The organism is Desulfosarcina widdelii (assembly GCF_009688965.1).
GTDB lineage: Bacteria > Desulfobacterota > Desulfobacteria > Desulfobacterales > Desulfosarcinaceae > Desulfosarcina > Desulfosarcina widdelii.
The window spans coordinates 204,746-225,213 of sequence record NZ_AP021875.1; the positions used below are offsets into that span (position 1 = coordinate 204,746).

At 54.7% G+C, this 20,468-nt stretch carries 17 protein-coding genes; all 17 read left to right on the top strand.

The genetic code is table 11. The annotated features are described in order from the left end of the window. Positions 1-54: 54 nt before the first annotated feature. The 17 genes from holA to GN111_RS01075 all read left to right on the top strand — a co-directional run bounded on the left by holA (position 55) and on the right by GN111_RS01075 (position 20,392). Positions 55-1,500: a DNA polymerase III subunit delta gene (holA, locus tag GN111_RS00995; protein ID WP_155301963.1), complete on the top strand. Its 1,446-nt coding sequence runs from the start codon at positions 55-57 to the stop codon at positions 1,498-1,500. Continuing rightward, on the top strand, positions 1,487-1,696 hold the full coding sequence (locus tag GN111_RS01000) for a hypothetical protein (RefSeq protein ID WP_155301964.1): 210 nt from the start codon (positions 1,487-1,489) through the stop codon (positions 1,694-1,696). Before holA ends, GN111_RS01000 begins: the two co-directional genes overlap by 14 nt. A gap of 129 nt (positions 1,697-1,825) precedes the next feature. Next, positions 1,826-2,998, top strand: coding sequence for an ABC transporter substrate-binding protein (locus tag GN111_RS01005; protein WP_155301965.1), 1,173 nt, complete (start codon positions 1,826-1,828; stop codon positions 2,996-2,998). Between the two features lie 114 nt (positions 2,999-3,112). Further along, the gene (locus GN111_RS01010) at positions 3,113-4,078 is read left to right on the top strand and encodes a branched-chain amino acid ABC transporter permease (protein WP_155301966.1); all 966 of its coding nucleotides are present in this window, start codon (positions 3,113-3,115) and stop codon (positions 4,076-4,078) included. Between the two features lie 89 nt (positions 4,079-4,167). Next, positions 4,168-5,508, top strand: coding sequence for a branched-chain amino acid ABC transporter permease (locus tag GN111_RS01015; protein ID WP_155301967.1), 1,341 nt, complete (start codon positions 4,168-4,170; stop codon positions 5,506-5,508). A gap of 1 nt (position 5,509) precedes the next feature. Further along, a complete protein-coding gene (locus GN111_RS01020; protein ID WP_155301968.1) occupies positions 5,510-6,283 on the top strand; it encodes an ABC transporter ATP-binding protein in 774 nt (257 codons plus the stop codon). Further along, positions 6,283-6,999 carry an ABC transporter ATP-binding protein gene (locus GN111_RS01025; protein ID WP_155301969.1) on the top strand — a complete coding sequence of 239 codons (717 nt, stop codon included), beginning with the start codon at positions 6,283-6,285 and terminating at the stop codon, positions 6,997-6,999. Before GN111_RS01020 ends, GN111_RS01025 begins: the two co-directional genes overlap by 1 nt. Positions 7,000-7,059: 60 nt before the next feature. Further along, positions 7,060-8,103: an N-acetyl-gamma-glutamyl-phosphate reductase gene (gene argC, locus GN111_RS01030; protein ID WP_155301970.1), complete on the top strand. Its 1,044-nt coding sequence runs from the start codon at positions 7,060-7,062 to the stop codon at positions 8,101-8,103. Positions 8,104-8,308: 205 nt separating this feature from the next. Further along, positions 8,309-9,217, top strand: coding sequence for a bifunctional methylenetetrahydrofolate dehydrogenase/methenyltetrahydrofolate cyclohydrolase FolD (gene folD / locus GN111_RS01035; RefSeq protein WP_155301971.1), 909 nt, complete (start codon positions 8,309-8,311; stop codon positions 9,215-9,217). Between the two features lie 194 nt (positions 9,218-9,411). Continuing rightward, positions 9,412-10,338 (top strand): M23 family metallopeptidase, encoded by a 927-nt coding sequence (locus GN111_RS01040; RefSeq protein WP_155301972.1) that lies wholly within the window; start codon positions 9,412-9,414, stop codon positions 10,336-10,338. 226 nt (positions 10,339-10,564) lie between these two features. Continuing rightward, positions 10,565-13,096 carry a preprotein translocase subunit SecA gene (gene secA / locus GN111_RS01045; RefSeq protein ID WP_155301973.1) on the top strand — a complete coding sequence of 844 codons (2,532 nt, stop codon included), beginning with the start codon at positions 10,565-10,567 and terminating at the stop codon, positions 13,094-13,096. Between the two features lie 2 nt (positions 13,097-13,098). Next, positions 13,099-13,575, top strand: coding sequence for a metallophosphoesterase family protein (locus tag GN111_RS01050; RefSeq protein WP_155301974.1), 477 nt, complete (start codon positions 13,099-13,101; stop codon positions 13,573-13,575). Between the two features lie 267 nt (positions 13,576-13,842). After that, positions 13,843-14,151 (top strand): ATP-dependent Clp protease adapter ClpS, encoded by a 309-nt coding sequence (clpS, locus tag GN111_RS01055; RefSeq protein WP_155301975.1) that lies wholly within the window; start codon positions 13,843-13,845, stop codon positions 14,149-14,151. A 3-nt stretch (positions 14,152-14,154) separates the two neighbouring features. Beyond that, entirely contained in the window at positions 14,155-16,398 is a 2,244-nt protein-coding gene (gene clpA / locus GN111_RS01060; protein ID WP_155301976.1) for an ATP-dependent Clp protease ATP-binding subunit ClpA, read from the top strand. 3 nt (positions 16,399-16,401) lie between these two features. Beyond that, positions 16,402-17,058: a leucyl/phenylalanyl-tRNA--protein transferase gene (gene aat / locus GN111_RS01065; protein WP_155301977.1), complete on the top strand. Its 657-nt coding sequence runs from the start codon at positions 16,402-16,404 to the stop codon at positions 17,056-17,058. 578 nt (positions 17,059-17,636) lie between these two features. Continuing rightward, positions 17,637-18,314 carry a PEP-CTERM sorting domain-containing protein gene (locus tag GN111_RS33600; protein ID WP_197740476.1) on the top strand — a complete coding sequence of 226 codons (678 nt, stop codon included), beginning with the start codon at positions 17,637-17,639 and terminating at the stop codon, positions 18,312-18,314. 689 nt (positions 18,315-19,003) lie between these two features. Beyond that, positions 19,004-20,392 carry an ATP-binding protein gene (locus GN111_RS01075; protein WP_155301978.1) on the top strand — a complete coding sequence of 463 codons (1,389 nt, stop codon included), beginning with the start codon at positions 19,004-19,006 and terminating at the stop codon, positions 20,390-20,392. The last annotated feature ends 76 nt before the right edge of the window (positions 20,393-20,468 follow it).

A 20,468-nucleotide genomic window follows, 5' to 3' on the forward strand; every position in this document is an offset into this window, starting at 1 on the left:
CTTGCCGCCGTTCTTGAATCTGACTTCCGACCTCTGACATCGGACATCGGACCCATGCCGATCATCGAATACAACGCCGTCGTCGATCATGTGGAACGGACAGCCGTCGAGGACTGGCCATCGGTTACCCTGATCTACGGTGAGGAGTTGCTTTGCAAAAAGGCCTACGATGCGGTGATGGACAAACTGGTGCCCCCATCGGACCGGGCCACGGGTGTGGAGGTCTTTGACGGCGGCGAGGATTCCATTGGCAGCGTACTGGCCAGCCTTAATACCTACGCCCTGCTTTCCAGTGCCAAGCTGGTGGTGTTGCGCGATGCCCGCCTGTTTTACACGGCCAATGCCAGAACGGCGCTGCGCGAGAAGATGACTCAGGCCGCCGAAGCCGGTAACGTGAAGAAAGCCGCACGGCCTTTTCTCAACCTGATGGCGATAGATGGCCTGGATTTCGAGGATTTGCGCACCCCGACTCACAGACGGAAGATCGTCGAGGACGCAGACGGCGGCGCGCCGGCGTGGTTCGATGAACTTTTGACCTACTGCCGGGACAAAGGGTTGGCTGTTCCGGAAAAGCGCGACGATGCCGACCTGCTCCAGGCGGCCATGGAAAAGGGCTTTCCGGAAGGGCATCGGTTGCTGATCACCGCGGACGTGATTGACCGCCGCAAGGCCCTTTTCAAAACGATTGAGCAAGAGGGCCTGGCGGTGAATTGCAGCGTGCCCAAGGGTGAGACCCGGACCGACCGCATGGCCCGTGAGGCGGTGATGCAGGCAGCGGTGGACGAAGCCCTTGCAAAGGTGGGCAAGACCATATCCGCGGCTGCGCGCCGGAGGCTGATCGACTGGACCGGCTTCGATCTTCGTACCCTGTCCGGCAACCTGGAGAAACTGATTGGCTTTGTCGGCGACCGCAAGACGATTCGGGATGAAGATGTGACGGCCGTTTTGCAGCGAACGCGCAAGGACCCCATTTTCGCGTTTACCAACGCGGTGGCTGACCGCGATCTGCCCAATGCCCTTCTTCTCATGCAGAGCCTGCTGGATGACGGCATGCACCCGCTGCAGCTGCTGGCAGCCGTGGCCAACCAGGTACGGCGCCTGCTGCTGGTCAAGGACTTCATCTTCAAAGACAAAAGCCGCCGCTGGTCGACACGGATGTCCTTCCCCCAGTTTAAAAGCGGTCTTTTCGTGGACGTTCAGGCTGCCGATGACTCCTTTGCCGACCTCATGGAAAACTGGAACGCGCTGGCCGATCCCGGCAGCAAGCCGGCCAAACGCAAAAAAAAGCCGTCCAGCGATCTGGTGCTGGCCCGAAATCCGAAGAGTCCATTTCCCGTTTTTCAGACACTGAAAAAAGCGGACAACTTTTCTTTGGAGGAGTTGACCTCGGCCGTGGATAGCCTGAGTAAAACCGATTTGCGCATGAAATCCACCGGTCAGGACTCGCGGTTGCTGCTGGAGGCCTTGCTGATCGGATTGTGCAGAAATGGGATTCATTAAAGAACAACAGGTCAAACTGGCCCTGCGACTGCTGGCCTGGCGCTATGAAAAGGCCGGACAGCCGCTGCCCGATCCCACCGTTTTGCAGCGACACGCCCGCGAACTGGTGGACGATGCCCATCGCATCGCCCGGGAGCGCGGTGGCAATGTGCTTTCCATCTTAAAAGAGATGGTGGCTGATGTGCGACGACGTTGAAGGCCGAAGATCGGTCCGGATAAAATGGCGTTGAAAAACAACGGTTGCCATGATAATTAGGCTTGCCAACCACTTCGGGGGTTTTTCCCCTGACCCACCCACCCAATCGGCAGTTAAAGGAGGAGCGATATGCGTAAATTTTCAGTTGGTTTGGTGTTTTTTCTATCTGTGTTCATGGTTTTCGCGTTAACGGCAGCAGATGCCGATGCCGCGGATACCATCAAGATCGGATTCAACATTCCGCTGACGGGCGACAACCCCGACGTGGGGGCCTCATCCAAGAACGCCGCCCAGATGTATCTGAAAAAAAATCCGAATGTCACCGTCGGTGGCAAATCCTATGCCCTGAAATTCATTTATGACGACAACGAATACAAAGCCGAGTCGGCGGTCAAGGTCAGCACGAAGCTGATTACCGAAGAGGGCGTGTTGGGTATCATCGGCCCGCAGTCTTCCAGTCAGGCCGTGCCGGCCGGCGAGGTGGCCAATAACTTTGCCACCCCCATGATCAGCCCCTGGTCCACCAACCCCAACACCACCCTCGACAGGCCCTATGTCTTCCGGGGATGCTTTCTGGATCCTTTCCAGGGACCGGTGGCCGCCAACTTTGCTACCGATGAATTGGGCGCCAAAAAAGCTGCCGTGCTGTATGACATCGCCGCCGACTATCCCAAGGGACTGGCCGAGTTCTTCAAGGAAGCCTTCGAGAAGATCCACGGACCCGGCTCCGTTGTGGCCTTCGAAAGCTTCACCACCGGCGACAAGGATTTCTCCGCCCAGATGACCAACATCATGATGTCCGGCGCCGATGTACTTTTCACTCCCCAGTATTACAGTGAAGTTCCCCTGATCGTCCGCGCCGCCAAGGAGATGGGCTGGAACAAACCGATCCTCGGCTCCGACTCCTGGGGCAGCGGCGATCTGATGGGGCTGTGCGGCGATGACTGCAAGGGCTACTACTTCTCGACCCATTACGCCGCCGCAGGCGCCAAAGGCGAAACCAAGGCCTTCATCGACGAATACTCCGCTACTTACGGCAAGACCCCCGACGACGTAGCCGCCCTGACCTGGGACTCGCTGGGGCTGATGATTCAGGCCATCAAGGACACCGGTGGACTTTCCGGCGACATCAAGGCTGATCGTACCAAGGTCAAGGATGCCCTGGCCGCCATCAAGAATTTTCCTGGAATCACCGGTGGAATGACCTTCACCCCGGACGGCGATCCCAAAAAATGTGCGGTCGTGGTCCAGATCAACCAGGATGGGCAGTTCGCCTTCCACAAGTCCGTTTGCCCGAAATAGCCTGTTGAACAAGCAGCGTTACCTGCCGTCCGTCGCCGTTTGTCGGCGGACGGCTAACTTGAAAAGGGGACAGGCTTGCCTGTCTCCCTTTCCTTTTGACGGGAGCCGTTGTCCATGACCTTCAACTTTCTCATGCAGAACCTGATCAACGCGTTGCAGTGGGGCAGTTTTTACGCCCTGATCGCGCTGGGTTACTCCATGGTCTACAGCATCCTCATGCTGTTCAATTTCGCCCACGGGGACATCTTCATGGTGGGTGCCTACATCGGTCTGGGCGTGTCTTTGGGGCTGCTCTCTCTGTTCGGCAGCGGCGCGGCCGCTATCCTGCCCGGATGGCTGCTGCTGGTGCTGACCATATTGATCTCCATGTTTCTGACCGCCTTCGTGGGGATCATCGTCGAGCGGGTGGGCTACCGACCGCTGCGGGAGGCGCCGCGGGCCTCGGCCGCCATCACCGGCCTGATGATCGGCATCATTCTGGAAACCGGCAATATCCTGTTCCTCGGCGGACAGCGCCTCAAATTTCCCCAGCTGATCGAATCGGTAACTTACAACGTCGGCGGCGTATACGTAACCAATAAAAAGATCATGATCGTGCTGGTGTCCATAGGGCTGATGCTGGCCCTGCATCAGTTGATCACCCGCACCAAGTGGGGTATGGCCATGCGGGCCATGGCCTATGACTACGTGGTGGTCCCGCTGGTGGGGGTCCCCATGAATACCATCGCCGCCATGACCTTTGCCATCGGATCGGCGCTGGCCGCCGCGGCCGGCATCCTGTTCGGTCTGGCCTATCCGGTGCTGGACCCTTACATGGGGGTCAGTTTCGGCTGGAAGGCGTTCGTGGCAGCCATTCTCGGCGGGCGCGGCTCCATCATGGGGGCATGCATCGCCGGTTTCATGCTGGGATTTATCGAAATCATGACCGTGCCGGCCATCATGATCATAAACCGGTTGTTCTCCTTGAACATTGGCTCCAATCTGCGTGATCTGATTGCCTATTCCATCGTTCTGGTGATTCTTATTTTCAGACCCCACGGTCTGTTTGGACAGGCGTACAGTGCGAAATTGAGACTATAATAGCTGATAGCTCGTTACTCATAGCTGATTGCTAAAGGCTATCAGCGATTAACTATCGGCTAAAAACGTTGACAAGGAACGCGTAATCCATGGAAGAAACACTCGCACCGCAACAAAACGGCCTGAAATACCGCCTGGGCCTGTTTTTCAAACCGGTGCCGCTGCTGGCATATCTGATTGGCTTTTTGGCCTGCGCCCTCTGGGAATTACTGGTAGGCGATGGGCTGACGTCGATTCTGGGACTGCCCAAAATGCCGGTGCTTTTCGGTCTTCTCACCATCTTCAAAGTACTGGCCGGGGTGGTCAACCTGGCGATCAAGGGGGAGGCCTTTAACTGGGCAACGCTGGTGCACATTCCCACGGCGTTGATCTACCTGTTCGTCATTTACCTGATTCCGTTGGCCGTGGTCGCCCGGGCGACAGCAAAGCCCGCCAATGTTTTGGCCCGCTTTCTTCATGGGTTTCCTCTGATCGTAACGGCCCTGGTTCAGTTGGGTCTGATGTACGCCGTGCTGCACATCTGGGCCGGCGTGAGCGACTATCGGCTGATTACCCTCAAGCTGACCCTGATTGCCGTGCTCTTCACCCTGAGCCTCAACATTATCAATGGATACATGGGGGAATTTTCCTGTTCCCATCCCGGCTTCATGGCTGTCGGAGCGTACATGTCCAGCCTGTTCACCGTAGGACTGTTCACCAGTGACAAGGTGCTGGGCGAGGCGGTCTTCACCTTTTCCGCGGCCTATTTATCTTTCCCGCTGGCACTGGTGTTCGGCGGCGCCATGGCCTCGCTGGCTGCCCTGATCGTCGCCATTCCATCGTTTAAAACCCGGGGAGACTACCTGGCCATTATCAGTCTGGCGTTTCTATTCATCGTCAAGAGCTTTTTCGAAAACGTGCAGGCGCTGGGCGGGTCGCGCGGCATCGCCGGCCAACCGGACTGGGCTACCCTGCCGGTGATTTTTATCACCGTGGCCTTCGGGGTCTGGACGATCAACAACTTCGTCACCTCCACCATGGGCAAGGCCCTCAATGCGGTGCGCGACGACGAAACCGCGGCCGAGGCCATGACCGTGAACACCCGCAAGACTAAGATGTCGGCGTTTCTTTTCGGCGCCTTCTGGGCCGGGGTGGCCGGCGGCCTTTTGGCCCATGTGCTGCGCTACATCAACCCGGCCATGTTCAGCGTCCAGAAACTGGCCGAGGTTTTGGCCATGGTCTACTTCGGCGGATTGAACTCGGTCTATGGCTCCATTGTGGGGGCCGTGTCCATCAGCCTTCTGGGAGAGGCCCTGCGGCCCTTGGAGATTCTCAAGTGGATCGTCATCCCGTTGCTGTTGATCCTCGTGATGATTTACCGGCCCACCGGTCTGATCGCCTTCAAGGAGTTCGATGTCCGGCAGGTGTTCGGGCCCAAGGAGGTGGATTGATATGCCGCTGCTGCACGTAACCGACATGAGCCACAATTTCGGCGGTCTTCAGGCTGTCTCCGAATACAACCTCAGCCTCGATCCGGGCCAGATTACCGGTCTGATCGGCCCCAACGGCGCCGGCAAGACCACCATCTTCAATCTGATTACCGGCATTTACCGGCCCACCCGAGGATCGGTCCGTTTCGACGGAGAGGAACTGGTGGGCAAAAAACCCAACGAGACCGCCGCCATGGGCCTGGCCAGAACGTTTCAGGAGATGAAGCTCTGGCGCCACATGACGGTGCTGGATCACATCAAGATGGCCCGCTATTCCAAGCTTTCCTACGGCCTTCTGGGAGCCTTTCTGGACACCCCCAGACGCCGCCGCGAAGAGCGTGAGGCGACCGATCTGGCCATGGAGGTCCTGAAGATGTTTGCCGTGGACCAGTTCGCCGACCAGTTGGTGGTCAACCTGCCTTACGGCGCCCAGCGCCGGGTGGAAATGGCCCGGGCCATGGTGATCCAGCCCAAGGTGCTTTTGCTGGACGAACCTACGGTGGGCATGACCCCGGACGAAATGATGGCCATGATCGAGGTGGTCCGCCAGGCCCATGAGCGCTTCAACCTGGCGATCTTTCTCATCGAGCACCGTTTGAAAGTGGTCCATGAACTCTGCCAGCACGTACAGGCGTTGGTGTTCGGTCAGGTTCTGGTCGAAGGAACGCCCAACGAGGTCCAGAACCATCCCAAGGTGATCGAAGCTTACATCGGCGAACAGGAGGTGGAATTCTGATGCTGCTCAACGTGGAAAACCTCCGGGTCTCATATGGAAACATCAAGGCCTTGCACGGCATCAGCTTCACCATCGATGCCGGCGAGATCGTCACCATTATCGGTGCCAACGGTGCCGGCAAGAGCACCACTTTACGGGCCATTTCGCGCATGGTGCCGGTGGAAACGGGAACGACCATGACCTGCATGGGCAAGGACCTGCTCCAGTTTCCCGCCGACAAGGTCGTCAGCCAACTGGGCGTCACTCACGTTCCCGAAGGCCGGCGTCTTTTCGGCAACCTGTCCGTCATGGAGAATTTGCAGTTGGCCACCTTCGCCCGCAAGGATCGCGACAATGTGAAAAAAGACATCCGACGGGTATTCGAAATTTTTCCGCGCCTAGAGGAGCGCAAAGCCCAGGCTTCGGGCACCATGAGCGGCGGCGAGCAGCAGATGCTGGCCATCGGACGTGCTTTCATGAGCGGCCGTCGGTTGATGCTGCTGGACGAGCCTTCCATGGGACTTTCGCCGCTGTTGATGATGAACGTGTTCCAGGCCTTAAAGGAGATCAACAAGCAGGAGGGCACCGCCATTTTGCTGGTGGAGCAAAATGCCCGCCTGGCGTTGAAGTTTTCCCAGAAAGGCTATGTGCTTGAAACCGGCAACCTTGTGCTGGAAGGCGATTCGCAGACCCTGATCAATGATCCGGAAGTGAAGAAGGCTTATTTGGGTGGTTGAAAGCTCAGAGGTCGAAGCTGAAGGCTCGAAGATATGGGCTGAAAGCTGAAAGGAAATAACGTGGCAAAACTTCGTGCAGCCGTGGTTGGCGCCACCGGCTACGCCGGCGCCGAACTGGTCCGCATCTTAGTCGGGCATCCGGATGTGGACCTTACCCTGATCACTTCCCGCAAGCAGGCCGGGCAGGATTACGAAACCATCTATCCAGCCTTGAAGAAGTTTGTCCGCCTGGCTTGTGCCGACAGCGATACGGCCGTGGTCGCCGAAAATGCGGATGTGGCCTTTCTGGCCCTGCCCCACAAAGCCTCCATGGCCATGGCTCCCGGATTGCTTGGTGCCGGGCTGCGGGTGGTGGACCTTTCCGCGGATTTCCGATTCAAAAACCAGGCGGCCTACGAGGCCCACTACCAGCCCCACAGTTGTGCCCACCTGCTACAGGCGGCGGTGTATGGTCTCTGCGAACGTTTTGCGAACCAAATCGCCAGAGCGGATCTGATCGGCAACCCGGGCTGCTACCCCACCAGCGTGCTGCTACCATTGCTGCCGCTGGTCGAAGCCGGACTGGTGGACCTGACGACGCTGGTGGCCGATTGCAAGTCCGGTGTCAGCGGGGCCGGGCGGGAAGCGACTTCAACAACCCACTTCTGCCATGTCAACGAGTCCTTTAAGCCATACAAAGTCGGCGGCCATCGGCACACGCCGGAAATCGACGAAAACCTTTCGATAGCTGCGGGCGAATCGGTGAAGATCACCTTTGTCCCCCACCTGATCCCCATGACCCGCGGCATGCAGAGCACGATATACACCAAATTGTCCGCCGGCGCCGATGAACCGCAGGTCCGGCAGTGTCTGGAATCGGCCTATGGTGATGCTCCCTTCATCCGGCTTCTGGCCGGCGGACGGGCACCGGACACCCTGAACGTCCGCGGCACCAATTTCTGCGACATCGGCTGGGCGGTGGATCCAGGCAGCGGGCGACTGATCCTGATGTCAGCCATCGACAATCTGGTCAAGGGGGCTGCGGGACAGGCCGTCCAGAACATGAACCTGATGTTCGGCTTTGCGGAAACCGCCGGTCTGGACGCCGTTCCTTACCCGCTCTAACTTTAGCTAAGATTTCCAACAAGATCGATTTGTTGACATCCAGGACGTTTTGGACTAAACAAAGATCGATTTGCCGTCTGCACCGGAAGGGGCAGCATCCACGCACACCAATCGACCGTATTCTCACGATGAATCCATGAAGCGCCACAGGCGATTCAACACTGCATAAACGTACTGCAACCATCAATGTGAAAGGAGAGAGCAGATGACAGCAACGCTTATCAAAGGCACCGAGATTCGCGAGCAGATTCTCGAGGAGATTACGGCCGAAGTCGCGAAAATCAAGGAATCGCACGGCGTGGTTCCCGGGCTGGTCACCATCCTCGTGGGTGAAAATCCGGCATCCATTTCCTATGTGACCCTGAAAATCAAGACCGCTCACCGAGTCGGTTTCAAGGAAGTGCAGGACAGCCAGCCGGTAGACATCTCCGAAGAGGACCTTCTGGCGCTGATCGACAAATACAACAAAGACGACAGCATCAACGGAATCCTGGTCCAGTTGCCCCTGCCCAAGCACATTGATGAGAAGAAAGTTCTCAACGCCATCGATCCTGACAAGGATGTGGACGGCTTTCATCCGGTCAACGTGGGCCGGCTGATGATCGGGGGCAAGGAAGTCAAATTTCCGCCGTGTACGCCCTTCGGCATTCAGGAGATGATCGTTCGCGCCGGCGTCGAAACCAGCGGCGCCGAAGTGGTCGTGGTTGGCCGCTCCAACATCGTCGGCAAGCCCATCGCCAACATGATGGTTCAAAAAGGTCCCGGAGCCAACTCTACGGTGACCATCGTGCATACCCGGACCAAAGACCTGGCCGCCCATTGCAAACGCGCCGACATCCTGATTGTCGCTGCCGGCGTGCCTGATCTGGTCAAGCCGGAGTGGATCAAGCCCGGTGCCTGTGTGATCGACGTGGGTGTCAACCGCGTAGGGGAGAAGATCAGCGAAAAAACCGGCAAAAAAATTGCCATCCTCAAAGGCGACGTGGATTTCGACGCGGCCAAGGAGATCGCCGGTTACATCACCCCGGTTCCCGGCGGTGTCGGCCCCATGACCATTACCATGCTCATGCTCAACACCCTTAAGTCGCTCAAGTTCAAGCTGGGAATCAATTAGGGAAAAGCAGTATTTCCCATTGCTTTGGCGGTTGTCATTTGCCAATTAAAATGGGAGGTTAAAAGAAGATAAGGCTGCCATGGGATTGACATTTTGTCCATAACATGGTAGCCTTTTTCTTTAATTCGTGGCGAGATGCTTGTAATATGCTGATATGTTAATCAATTTTACCGTTCGCGAGCTGCGGAGGTGCAATGGCTAAAAAGATCTCGTTCATCATTCTGAGCAATTCGGGAACGACCATCAAGCAGGTTGCCGTCCCCGTTGTTCTGATCGGGGTTCTGGCCATTGGGTTTCTCCTGGGGGCCGTTTTCTTCGGCATCGCCATTCATGACTACCAAACCCTCCGTCAATCCGTTGCCTATAACCGCTCGATGGCCCGGACAATCCAGGAGCAGCAACAAGAGATCGGGCAGCAGCGCTTGCAGGTTCAGGCTTTCGCCCACGAAATCAACGCCCTGAAAGACCATCTGGTCGAACTGGACCAGTTCGAAGAGAAAATACGCGTGATTGCCAACCTGGATTCCGATAAGGGCGAAAACAGCCTTTTCGGTGTCGGTGGCGCCGCTCCGGACGATTTGGATCCGCGATTGGAGATCTCCCAGCGACACGAGGGGCTGATGCGTGAAATGCATCGCCAGGTGGACGAATTGAATACGGTTTCCCAGAGACAGGAAAATCGTTTCGGACGCCTGATGGACCAGTTGGAAGGGCAGCGTAACCTGCTGGCCTCGACCCCGGCCATTCGCCCCACCAGCGGCTGGCTGACCTCCCGTTTCGGCTACCGGACCTCCCCGTTTACCGGAGGCAAAGAGTTCCACAAGGGCGTGGATATCGCCAACCGGAAGGGGACCGAAATCCTGGCTACTGCCGACGGCATCGTTTCGTTCACCGGGAAAAAGGGTGCCATGGGCAACGTGGTGGTCATCGATCACGGACACGGTATGGTTACCCGCTACGCCCACCTCAGCGAAATGTTAAAAAAACGAGGGGAGGCCGTCAAGCGGGGAGATGTTGTTGCCCGGATGGGCAGCAGCGGACGCAGCACGGGGCCCCATCTGCATTACGAAGTCCACCTCAACGGCGTTCCGGTGAATCCCACACAGTATATCCTAAATTAAAAGCTCGCCTTTGCATTAAATGTAACCGTTGCAATGGATACCGCCTTCGGATCAGCCGAACGTTTTCCCGCCTTGCCATTGATTCTCAGTCACAACTGTTGCATCTTAATTCCGATTTCAGCATACAAGACGGCGAATCCAGGCCTTTGCGCTTGAGTGGCCCGATGAAATGGTTTAGGATGGCGCCACTTGAATCGCCTTCCAACAGACAGGAGAAGAATTACCCATGATCGGCAAATGGTTAACCCAGGTATTCGGCAGCAAGAACGAACGGGAACTGAAAAGACTGCAGCCGCTTGTCGCCCGCATCAATGAACTGGAGCCCGAGATCAAGGCCATGAACGATGCGCAGCTCAAGGATCAGACGCCGCGTCTCAGAACCCGCCTCGATAACGGAGAACCGTTGGACGACCTGCTGCCCGAAGCCTTCGCCACGGTCCGGGAAGCCTCCATGAGAACCCTCGGGATGCGGCATTACGACGTCCAGCTCATCGGTGGCATGGTGCTGCATGGCGGCAGCATCGCCGAGATGAAAACCGGTGAAGGTAAAACCCTGGTGGCTACGCTGCCCGGCTATCTCAACGCCCTGACGGGCCGCGGAGTGCATGTGATCACGGTCAACGATTACCTGGCCCGGCGTGATACCGAATGGATGGGGCAGATTTACCGGTTCCTGGGCATGAGCGTAGGCACGATCCAGCACGGACTGGACGACCGGCAGCGCAAAGAATCCTACGGTTCGGACATCACTTACGGCACCAACAACGAATTCGGGTTCGACTATCTGCGGGACAACATGAAGTTCGATGCCGAGTCCCTGGTCCAGCGCGAGCTTTACTATGCCATTGTGGACGAAGTGGACAGCATCCTGGTGGACGAAGCCAGGACCCCTTTGATTATTTCGGGACCGGCGGAAAAATCGACCCAGTTGTACTACCAGGTCAACGGGATCGTTCCCAAACTCAAGGCCGAAGTGGATTACAAGATCGACGAAAAAGCGCGCAGCGCCACCCTCACCGAAGAAGGGGTGGCCCACGCCGAGCAGATGCTGGATGTGGAAAACCTTTACGATCCCAGCAACATCGAACTGCTGCATCACACCAACCAGGCCCTGAAAGCCCATACCCTTTTTAAACGCGACGTGGATTACATTGTCAAAGATGGTGAGGTGATCATCGTCGACGAATTCACCGGAAGGCTGATGCCTGGACGCCGCTACAGCGAAGGGCTGCACCAGGCCCTGGAGGCCAAGGAAAACGTCAAGATCGAAAATGAAAACCAGACCCTGGCGACCATCACATTCCAGAATTATTTCCGCATGTACGACAAGCTGGCAGGCATGACCGGCACGGCGGACACGGAAGCGGCGGAATTCAAGAAAATTTACAACCTGGACGTCTCGGTGATCCCCACCAACAAGCCCATGATCCGGCAAGACTTTCCCGATGTGATCTACAAGACCCGCCGGGAGAAATTCAACGCCGCCATCGAGGAGATTAAAGAGCTTCACAAACGGGGGCAGCCTGTGCTGGTGGGCACGGTGTCCATCGACATTTCCGAGCAGCTGGCCAAACAGTTAAAAAAACGAGGGATCCCCCATGAGGTCCTCAATGCCAAGAATCACGAAAAGGAGGCCGAGATCATCTCCATGGCCGGCCAGAAAGGGGCTGTGACCATCTCCACCAACATGGCCGGTCGTGGAACCGATATCGTCCTGGGCGAAGGCGTGACCGAGTTGGGTGGGCTGCACATCCTGGGCACCGAACGCCACGAAAGCCGGCGGATCGACAACCAGTTGCGCGGCCGCTCCGGACGCCAGGGGGATCCGGGCTCTTCCCGATTCTACCTGGCCCTGGAGGACGACCTGTTGCGGATCTTCGGGGGGGAGCGCATCACCGGGATCATGGAGCGCCTGGGTATGGAAGAGGGCGAACCCATCGAGCACAATCTGATCAGCCGGGCCATCGAAAATGCCCAGTCGAAGGTCGAGGCTCACAACTTCGACATCCGCAAGCATCTTCTGGAATATGACGATGTCATGAACCAGCAGCGGGAGGTGATTTACAAGCAGCGTCGTGACCTGTTGACCGGCGTGAACCTCAAAGAGACCATCGAAGACATCATGATGGAAAATGCAGAGACCATTGCGGCCCAGTTCGCCGACGAGCGTGCCCTGCCCGAGGATTGGGATTGGGACGCTGTTTCAGACGCCGTTTTCCAGCAGTTCAACTTCCGGCTGGCCAAGATGGACGAAAACACCCTGGACGGCCTCAACGACGAGGGACTGGCCCAGGCCATCTATGAGCAGGCCCATGAGATATACAACCAAAAAGCCACCATGCTGGGTAGCGAAGAGGATTTCCGGCAGCTCGAGCGGGTGGTGATGCTCCAGACCGTGGACAACCTGTGGAAGGACCACCTGCTGTCCATGGACCATCTCAAGGAGGGCATCGGTCTACGCGGCTACGCCCAGCAAAATCCGCTGCTGGTCTATAAAAAAGAGGGCTTCGAGATGTTCCAGGAAACCATCGAGCGCATTAAATCGGAGACCCTGGGCATCCTTTTCCGGATTCAGCTTGCCGAACCGGATCATATCGAAGATCTGCAGCAACCCAAGGAGCAGCCGCTGGTTTTTTCCGGTGGCGGGGATGCGCCGGCGGCCAAGAAGCCGGTCAAACGCGAAGCCAGGAAGGTGGGGCGCAATGACCCCTGCCCGTGCGGAAGCGGGAAGAAGTATAAGAAATGCTGCGGCAGGTAGGGATGAACGCAACAAACCCAAAAACCATCGGCATTATCTCCGACACCCACGGATTGCTTCGTCCGGAAGTCGAAAAAGCCCTGGCCGGATGCGATCATATCCTGCATGCCGGCGACGTGGGCGACAACCGGGTGCTGGAGCGGCTGGCACGAATTGCCCCGGTGACGGCCGTACGCGGCAACATGGACTACGGTTCCTGGTCCAATGCCCTGCCGGTAACGGAGATGGTCGAGATCGACACGGTCTTTTTTTACATCCTGCACGACTTGAATCGCCTGGATCTGGATCCGGTGGCGGCCGGAATTCACGTGGTGGTGAGCGGCCACACCCATCAGCCTGAATTGACCCGCCAGGAAGGGGTTTTCTATCTCAACCCGGGCAGCGCGGGCCAGCGGCGCTACGACTATCCGATATCCGTGGCCCGGGTTCCCATCGAAAACGGCCAACCCATTCCCCGCATTGTTGAAATCGCTCTTTAACAGCCCCGAAAAACGATTCCATGCCAATCGTTTGAAAAGGGAGACAGGCTGTCGTTGGATCGACTTCCAGCCACGGTCCTTGAATCGGACTTTACAACCCCTGCCGGCGGTGATTATAATCTTTTAAAGTTAATGGCCGATAGGTTTTTGTCTTGGATAGCGGATAGCTGTGCAAGGGCCGCAGGGACAAAAACCGAGGCGGATTGCAAGTCAATCCGAACAAATCCGATAAACGAAACGAATTCGATAAACCCGATAAGCACGAGAATGGGCCGTTACCAGACAGAGGAGCAGGTAAGCTCAAAGACCCGGGACGAAACCAAAGAACCATCCATGTACCGGGTGCTTTTGCACAATGACGACTACACCACGATGGAATTTGTGGTCGAAGTGCTGATGTATGTATTCAATAAATCGCCTGAATCGGCGGCCAAAATCATGTTGAACGTGCATCAAAAAGGCATTGGCATTTGCGGGGTCTACACCCATGAGGTCGCGGAGACCAAGGTCGATACGGTTCACAACCTCGCCCGTGAAAGCGGGTATCCGCTGCGGTGCAGCATGGAACAGGAATAGAAGATGATCAGCAAAGAACTCAGTGCTACATTGGGCTTCGCCGTTCGCGAAGCCAAGAAGCGGCGCCATGAATATGTCAGCGTCGAACACGTTTTATTCGCTATTCTGCATGACCGTTCAGGACTGGAAATTGTCGAAAAGTGCGGCGGCGATCCCGAGAAGATCAAAGCCAGCCTGGAAACGTTCTTCAACGAAAACATGGAGATGCTTCCGGAAGAAAGTGAATATGTACTCCAGCAGACCATCGGCTTCCAGCGGGTGATCCAGCGGGCGGTTAACCATGTGCGCTCGGCCGAAAAAAAAGAGGTCGCTGTAAGCGATATCCTGGCTTCCATTTTCATGGAGAAGGATTCCCATGCCGTCTTCTTTTTAAACGAGGAGGGCATTTCGCGGCTGGACGTCCTGCAGATCATCTCCCATGATAGACCCTCGGAAATCCCGGACAGCCAACCGGAGGAGACGGACAGCCCGGCCGAAAAGAAAGGGGCCAAGAAAAAAAGCTCGCCTTTGGAAGCCTACACGGTGAACCTGATCGACCGGGCCGCCAAAGGCAAGCTGGATCCGCTGATCGGCCGCGAGCTTGAGTTGGAGCGCACCATGCAGGTGCTCTGCCGACGCCGAAAAAACAATCCCATTTTCGTCGGCGACCCCGGTGTGGGCAAGACGGCCATGGCTGAAGGGCTGGCTCAGAAGATTTGGGAAGGCGACGTACCGGACCTGCTGAAAGAGGTGCGCATCTATTCGCTGGATCTGGGCGGCATGCTGGCCGGGTCTAAATTCAGGGGTGATTTCGAGCAGCGCCTCAAGGGAGTGGTGGCCGAATTGAAGAAGCGCAAGAACGCCATCATGTTCATCGATGAGATTCACACCATTGTGGGGGCCGGCGCCACCAGCAGCGGGTCCATGGATGCCAGCAATATCCTCAAGCCCTTTTTGTCCACCGGCGAACTGCGCTGCATCGGCTCAACGACCTATGAGGAGTACAAGAACCATTTCGAAAAGGACCGCGCGCTTTCCCGGCGTTTCGAGAAGATCGACATCCTGGAGCCGCCGGTAAAGGAATCCATCAAGATCCTCAAGGGGCTGCGCAGCCGCTACGAAGAGCACCACGAGATCGAATACACCGACGCAGCCCTCAAGGCGGCCTGTGAACTCTCGGCCAAGTACATCAACGATCGCTTTTTGCCGGACAAGGCCATTGATGTCATCGACGAGGCCGGTGCCGCCATTCGGCTTTCCGGCGCCGCCAATCGCAAGAAGATTCACCCTTCGGACATCGAAAAGATCGTGGCCAAGATCGCCAGGGTGCCGGCGGTCAATGTCTCAACGCCGGACAAGGCCAAGCTGGAGAACCTGGGCGGGCAGCTCCGCAAGGTCGTTTTCGGCCAGGACGACGCCATTGACGCCCTGGTCACCGCCATCAAGCGTTCCCGGGCCGGATTGGGGCAGCCCGAAAAACCCGTTGGTTCCTTTTTGTTCACCGGCCCCACCGGCGTGGGCAAGACCGAGGTGGCCCGGCAGGTGGCCCGCCTGCTGGATGTGGAATTCATGCGCTACGACATGAGCGAGTACATGGAAAAGCACGCCGTTGCCCGGCTGATCGGCGCTCCCCCGGGCTACATCGGATTCGACCAGGGCGGCCTGCTGACCGACGGCGTGCGCAAGCACCCTTATTGCATTCTGCTGTTGGACGAGATCGAAAAGGCCCACGAAGACCTGTTCAATATCCTGCTCCAGGTGCTGGACCATGCCACCTTGACGGACAACAACGGCAAGAAAGCCGATTTTCGCAATGTCATCGTCATGATGACCTCCAATGCCGGTTCCCGGGAAATGAGCAGTGCCACCATCGGATTCGGCGACCCCAAGGGAGACTCGGCCGACAAGGGCAAGAAAGCCATCGAAAAAATCTTCAGCCCGGAATTCAGAAATCGGCTGGACGGCATTATCAACTTTAACGCTCTTGATAAGGAAATAATGAAGCGGATCGTCGACAAGTTTATGCAGGAGTTTGCCGACCAGTTGGCCGTCAAGAAAGTCACTTTGGAGTACTCGGAAAAGGTGAGAAAATGGCTGGCCAAGAAGGGCTACGATCCCCAATACGGCGCCAGGCCTTTGGCCCGGGTCATCCAGACCCGGATCAAGGACGTCCTGGCCGATGAAATTCTCTTTGGCCGTCTGGAGAAGGGCGGGGAAGTTGGGCTGGACATGGATGGGGATGAACTGGTGTTTGAGTATCGCTTCTAGCTCATGCCTGTTTTTGCCCTTTCTGATCGACTCTCTTTCCCCCCGCCGCATCTGGCCATCAAAGAAGGCCTGTTGGCCGTCGGCGGCGATCTGAGCGTCGAGCGGCTGCTTTTGGCTTACCGCAGCGGCATTTTCCCCTGGTATTCCGAAGGCGAACCCATTTTGTGGTGGTCGCCGGACCCCCGGCTGGTGCTCTACCCCGATGAATTGAAAATTTCTCGATCCCTTCGTAAAGTAATCAAGAGAAAACGTTTTCACATCACCTTCGATCAGGATTTCGAGGCGGTAATCACCGGCTGCGCCGAAGCCAAACGCAGTTACGGTGAAGGGACCTGGATCACCGAAGAGATGAAATCCGCCTACATCGAACTTCATCACTTGGGCTACGCACATTCCGTAGAGGCCTGGCAGGAAGAGAAATTGGTCGGAGGCCTTTATGGCATTGCCATGGGCCGCGCCTTTTTCGGCGAATCCATGTTCAGCCGGGTCTCCAACGCCTCCAAGGTGGCATTTGTCAGTCTTGTCCAAACCCTCCAAAAAAAACACTTCACGATCATCGACTGCCAGGTACGAACCGACCACCTTATGCGGTTTGGGGCACGGGAAGTTACCCGTAAGGTGTTTTTTGAGCAGTTGGGGAAGGCGATAAGAAGGAAATAGTCTATTGAAAAGCATATTCATGCTATGAATTGAATGTTGCCAGTTTGGCTAAAGTCCCTCTATTTTTTCACTGTCAAGACTTCATAAGTGCTTTTTCCGAATGAATAAACGCCTAAGATAACTCGCTGAGGTTTTTCGGATCCCATAACCCCAGTTAGTCACTCCCTTCCATTTATATCTTAAAAAATTTTCAACAAGATTGCTTATGTAATTAATTACATAAGTATATAAATACTATGGTTTTATTTGTCCTCAACTATTTAGAAATCAATAATTCCATTCTCTATAGATTTTAAAAAATTTATAACAATTTGATATTGTAGTATAAAAAATAATAAAAAAAATGATTCATTTTGGCATTTAAATTGTATTTCTGCTTCTTTAGTTCTCATTGCAGCTGCTTTTTTTCACTATGCCAAGACAGATACTGTTTTGAGGAGAATGTTGGGATTCAGAAGAGTTTTAGTTTTTTAACGTTAAGTTAAGAGAGCATTGCTAATATGTTGAAGAAGAAAGGAGGAAAGTAAAGGTATCTGTAACTATAACTCACTACTTTTATACTAATCTCGAGGAAAAGAATGAAACTTTTTAGAATTTTACCACTGTTGAGTGCTTTACTTTTAATGATTGCAAGTAGTTCTTTTGCTATAAGCATAGATGAACTAAATTTTGACCAAGATTATTGGACAATAACTGACTTGTCAACCAATGCAACCGGAACGTCATTATTTCAGATTGAAGTAGAACAGGCTGACTATGAATCAAATTTTGGACTCTATTATATTGATGATACAAGTCAATCAGTAACTAAATTTAAAGTTTTCGACAAATCAAATGAACCAATCACCAAGGTCACGATATCATTTCTTTATGATGATTCAGACTGGTGGATTACTAATAACTATACTGATGATACTACAATTTGGACTTCGTTTAGTAACGTATTTGGCTTCTATTATGAAGTTTACACAGGTGGTACATACGATACGAGTATTGATTATACCTGGTATACTGATGTAGCCCTAAATTCAGACGATGTTGAGCATATTGGTACGGTTTATAATGAGTCTGACAAAAGTGCTTATATTTATTTAGATGACCAGAATGGTGGTGGAGACCAAGACTTTAATGATATGACTGTTTTTGCTAACGATGTAGCGCCAGCCCCGGTACCCGAACCCGCCACAATGCTCTTGCTCGGCACCGGGCTTATCGGACTGGCCGGTATTAGCCGCAAGAAGATGTTCATGAAATAATCAATGGATTTTTCCTGCTGACTCAAGCAGAGCGAAAAGTTAAAACCTATTATAATTTAGGGGAAGGACGGAAATACGATTTCCGGAATTCCCCTTTTCATATTTCAATTTTTAGATTTGGAGGGGGGTATTATCCCCTGAAAGGTACCGCTATCTGCTATTGTTGATAGTCTCGTAAAAAATGCCATGCTCATCATGCCGGACTTGATCTGGCATCCAGAAACCATTGAAATGACGAGGGGCCATTTCCAACATCTCATATCCCATACCACTCATCCTATTCAACATCATCCCGTTTATCCGGTATAGCGCGACTTCGTTCGAGGCACTGAGGTTGCAGAAATTTTTATAGGACGCGGATTAACGCCGATGAACGCGGATCGAACGAATAGCTGTCTACTTCGCTGATTAAAACGGTAATATTTTCCGGCAATAATCCTAAATTTACCCTCTCTATGAGCAATGAGCTATCAGCTCTGAGCTTTCTTCCACATCCCATATCTCATATCCCAAATCCGCCAATTCAAAATTCAAAATCAAAAATTCAAAATTGTATTTTCTTCCCTCTTCCAGCTTCCCTCGCTCATCGGTTTCTTCCCCCTATGAGCTGTTTTCTATGAGCCATCAGCGACGAGCAGTTTCTGATGGCCGGCCTTGACGATTCATAATCAAAATATTATACATAGCGTATGAAAAACTTTATCAATCGGAATGCGGAACTCGATCAGCTGTACGCGCTGTATCGGCAGGAAAAAAGTGCGCTCGTGATTCTTTACGGTCGCCGGCGGCTTGGGAAAACCACGCTGCTCAACGCCTTCAGCGAGAAACATGACCTTCCGTGCTGCTATTTCATGGCGGATCGGGCCGGTGAAGAGTCCCAAAAAAACGCCGTTGCCATTTCCATGTCCGCCGCCCTCGATGAGCCGCTGCTGCAAACGGTTTCCTATGGAACCTGGTATGATCTTTTCGCTGCCTTTGACCGATTTCGTAAAAAAGACCGAAAGATTGCCCTCATTTTCGATGAGTACCAATACCTCTGTCAGATGCAGCCGGCCTTTTCTTCCTATATCCAAAAATGGTGGGATGAACACTGGTCCGACGGGAACATCCTGTTGATTCTCTGCGGGTCGGTCACCTCCATGATGTACCGGGAGACCATGGCGGCAAGTTCCCCGTTGTATGGCCGCGCGGATGCCCAGATACTGCTCGGCCCCTTACCCTACAACTATACACGAGATTTTTTCCCGAAACGCAGGGAAAATGAACTCGTTGAGCTATATAGTATTAGCGGAGGGGTGCCCCGATACCTGGAATTGATTCGTGAATACCCATCCTTCGACGAGGCCCTGCACAAACTGGCGTTGCATCGTTCCGGAATTCTTTATCGGGAGGCCCGGTACCTGCTGCAGGAGGAAATCACCACCCCCAATACCTGTTGGTCGATTCTGAACGCGCTGGGAAACGGTACTGGAAGAATCTCGGAATTGGGAAGCCGTTTGCGGTTGCCGGCCAACCAGCTCACTCGCTACATCGAACTGTTGCGCGATCTGTATTTGATTTATCGGGAAGTGCCGGTGCTGGAAAAGAATCCCCAAAAATCCAAAAAGGGCTTTTACCAGGTTGCCGATCCTTTTCTCCGGCTCTGGTTCGGGGCGATCTATCCTTACGCGAGCTTCTTGGAATTCGGTCAGATACGGGTTGTCGAAGAGCGGCTGCGCCCCTTGATCGACAGTCACATTGCCCACTGCTACGAGAAATTGTGTCGTGAATTCGTGTCGTTTCGCGCGGTCGAAATGGATTGCCTGCGCGTGGGAAGGCAGTGGGGCAGGAACTATGAAATCGATGTGGCCGGCGTCAATGGTAAAAACGAACTGACCGTCGTCGGCGAGTGCAAATGGAGCCGCCGCAAGGTGGGACTGTCCGTTCTTCGGAATCTGAAACGAAAAATCACGGCAAACAAGTTGCCGGTATCGGCGGGTTGCCGTTATCTTCTGTTCGGCAAATCCGGGTTTACCGAGGAGTTGCAGGATATGGCCAGGCGCGATCATCGGATTCGACTAGTCGAATCGATTTTTTAAAAACAAACCACCCGAAGGGTACACCTGTCAGGGGGTTGGGGGGTGGGTTCTTTTTTGCCACAGACACACGCGGACG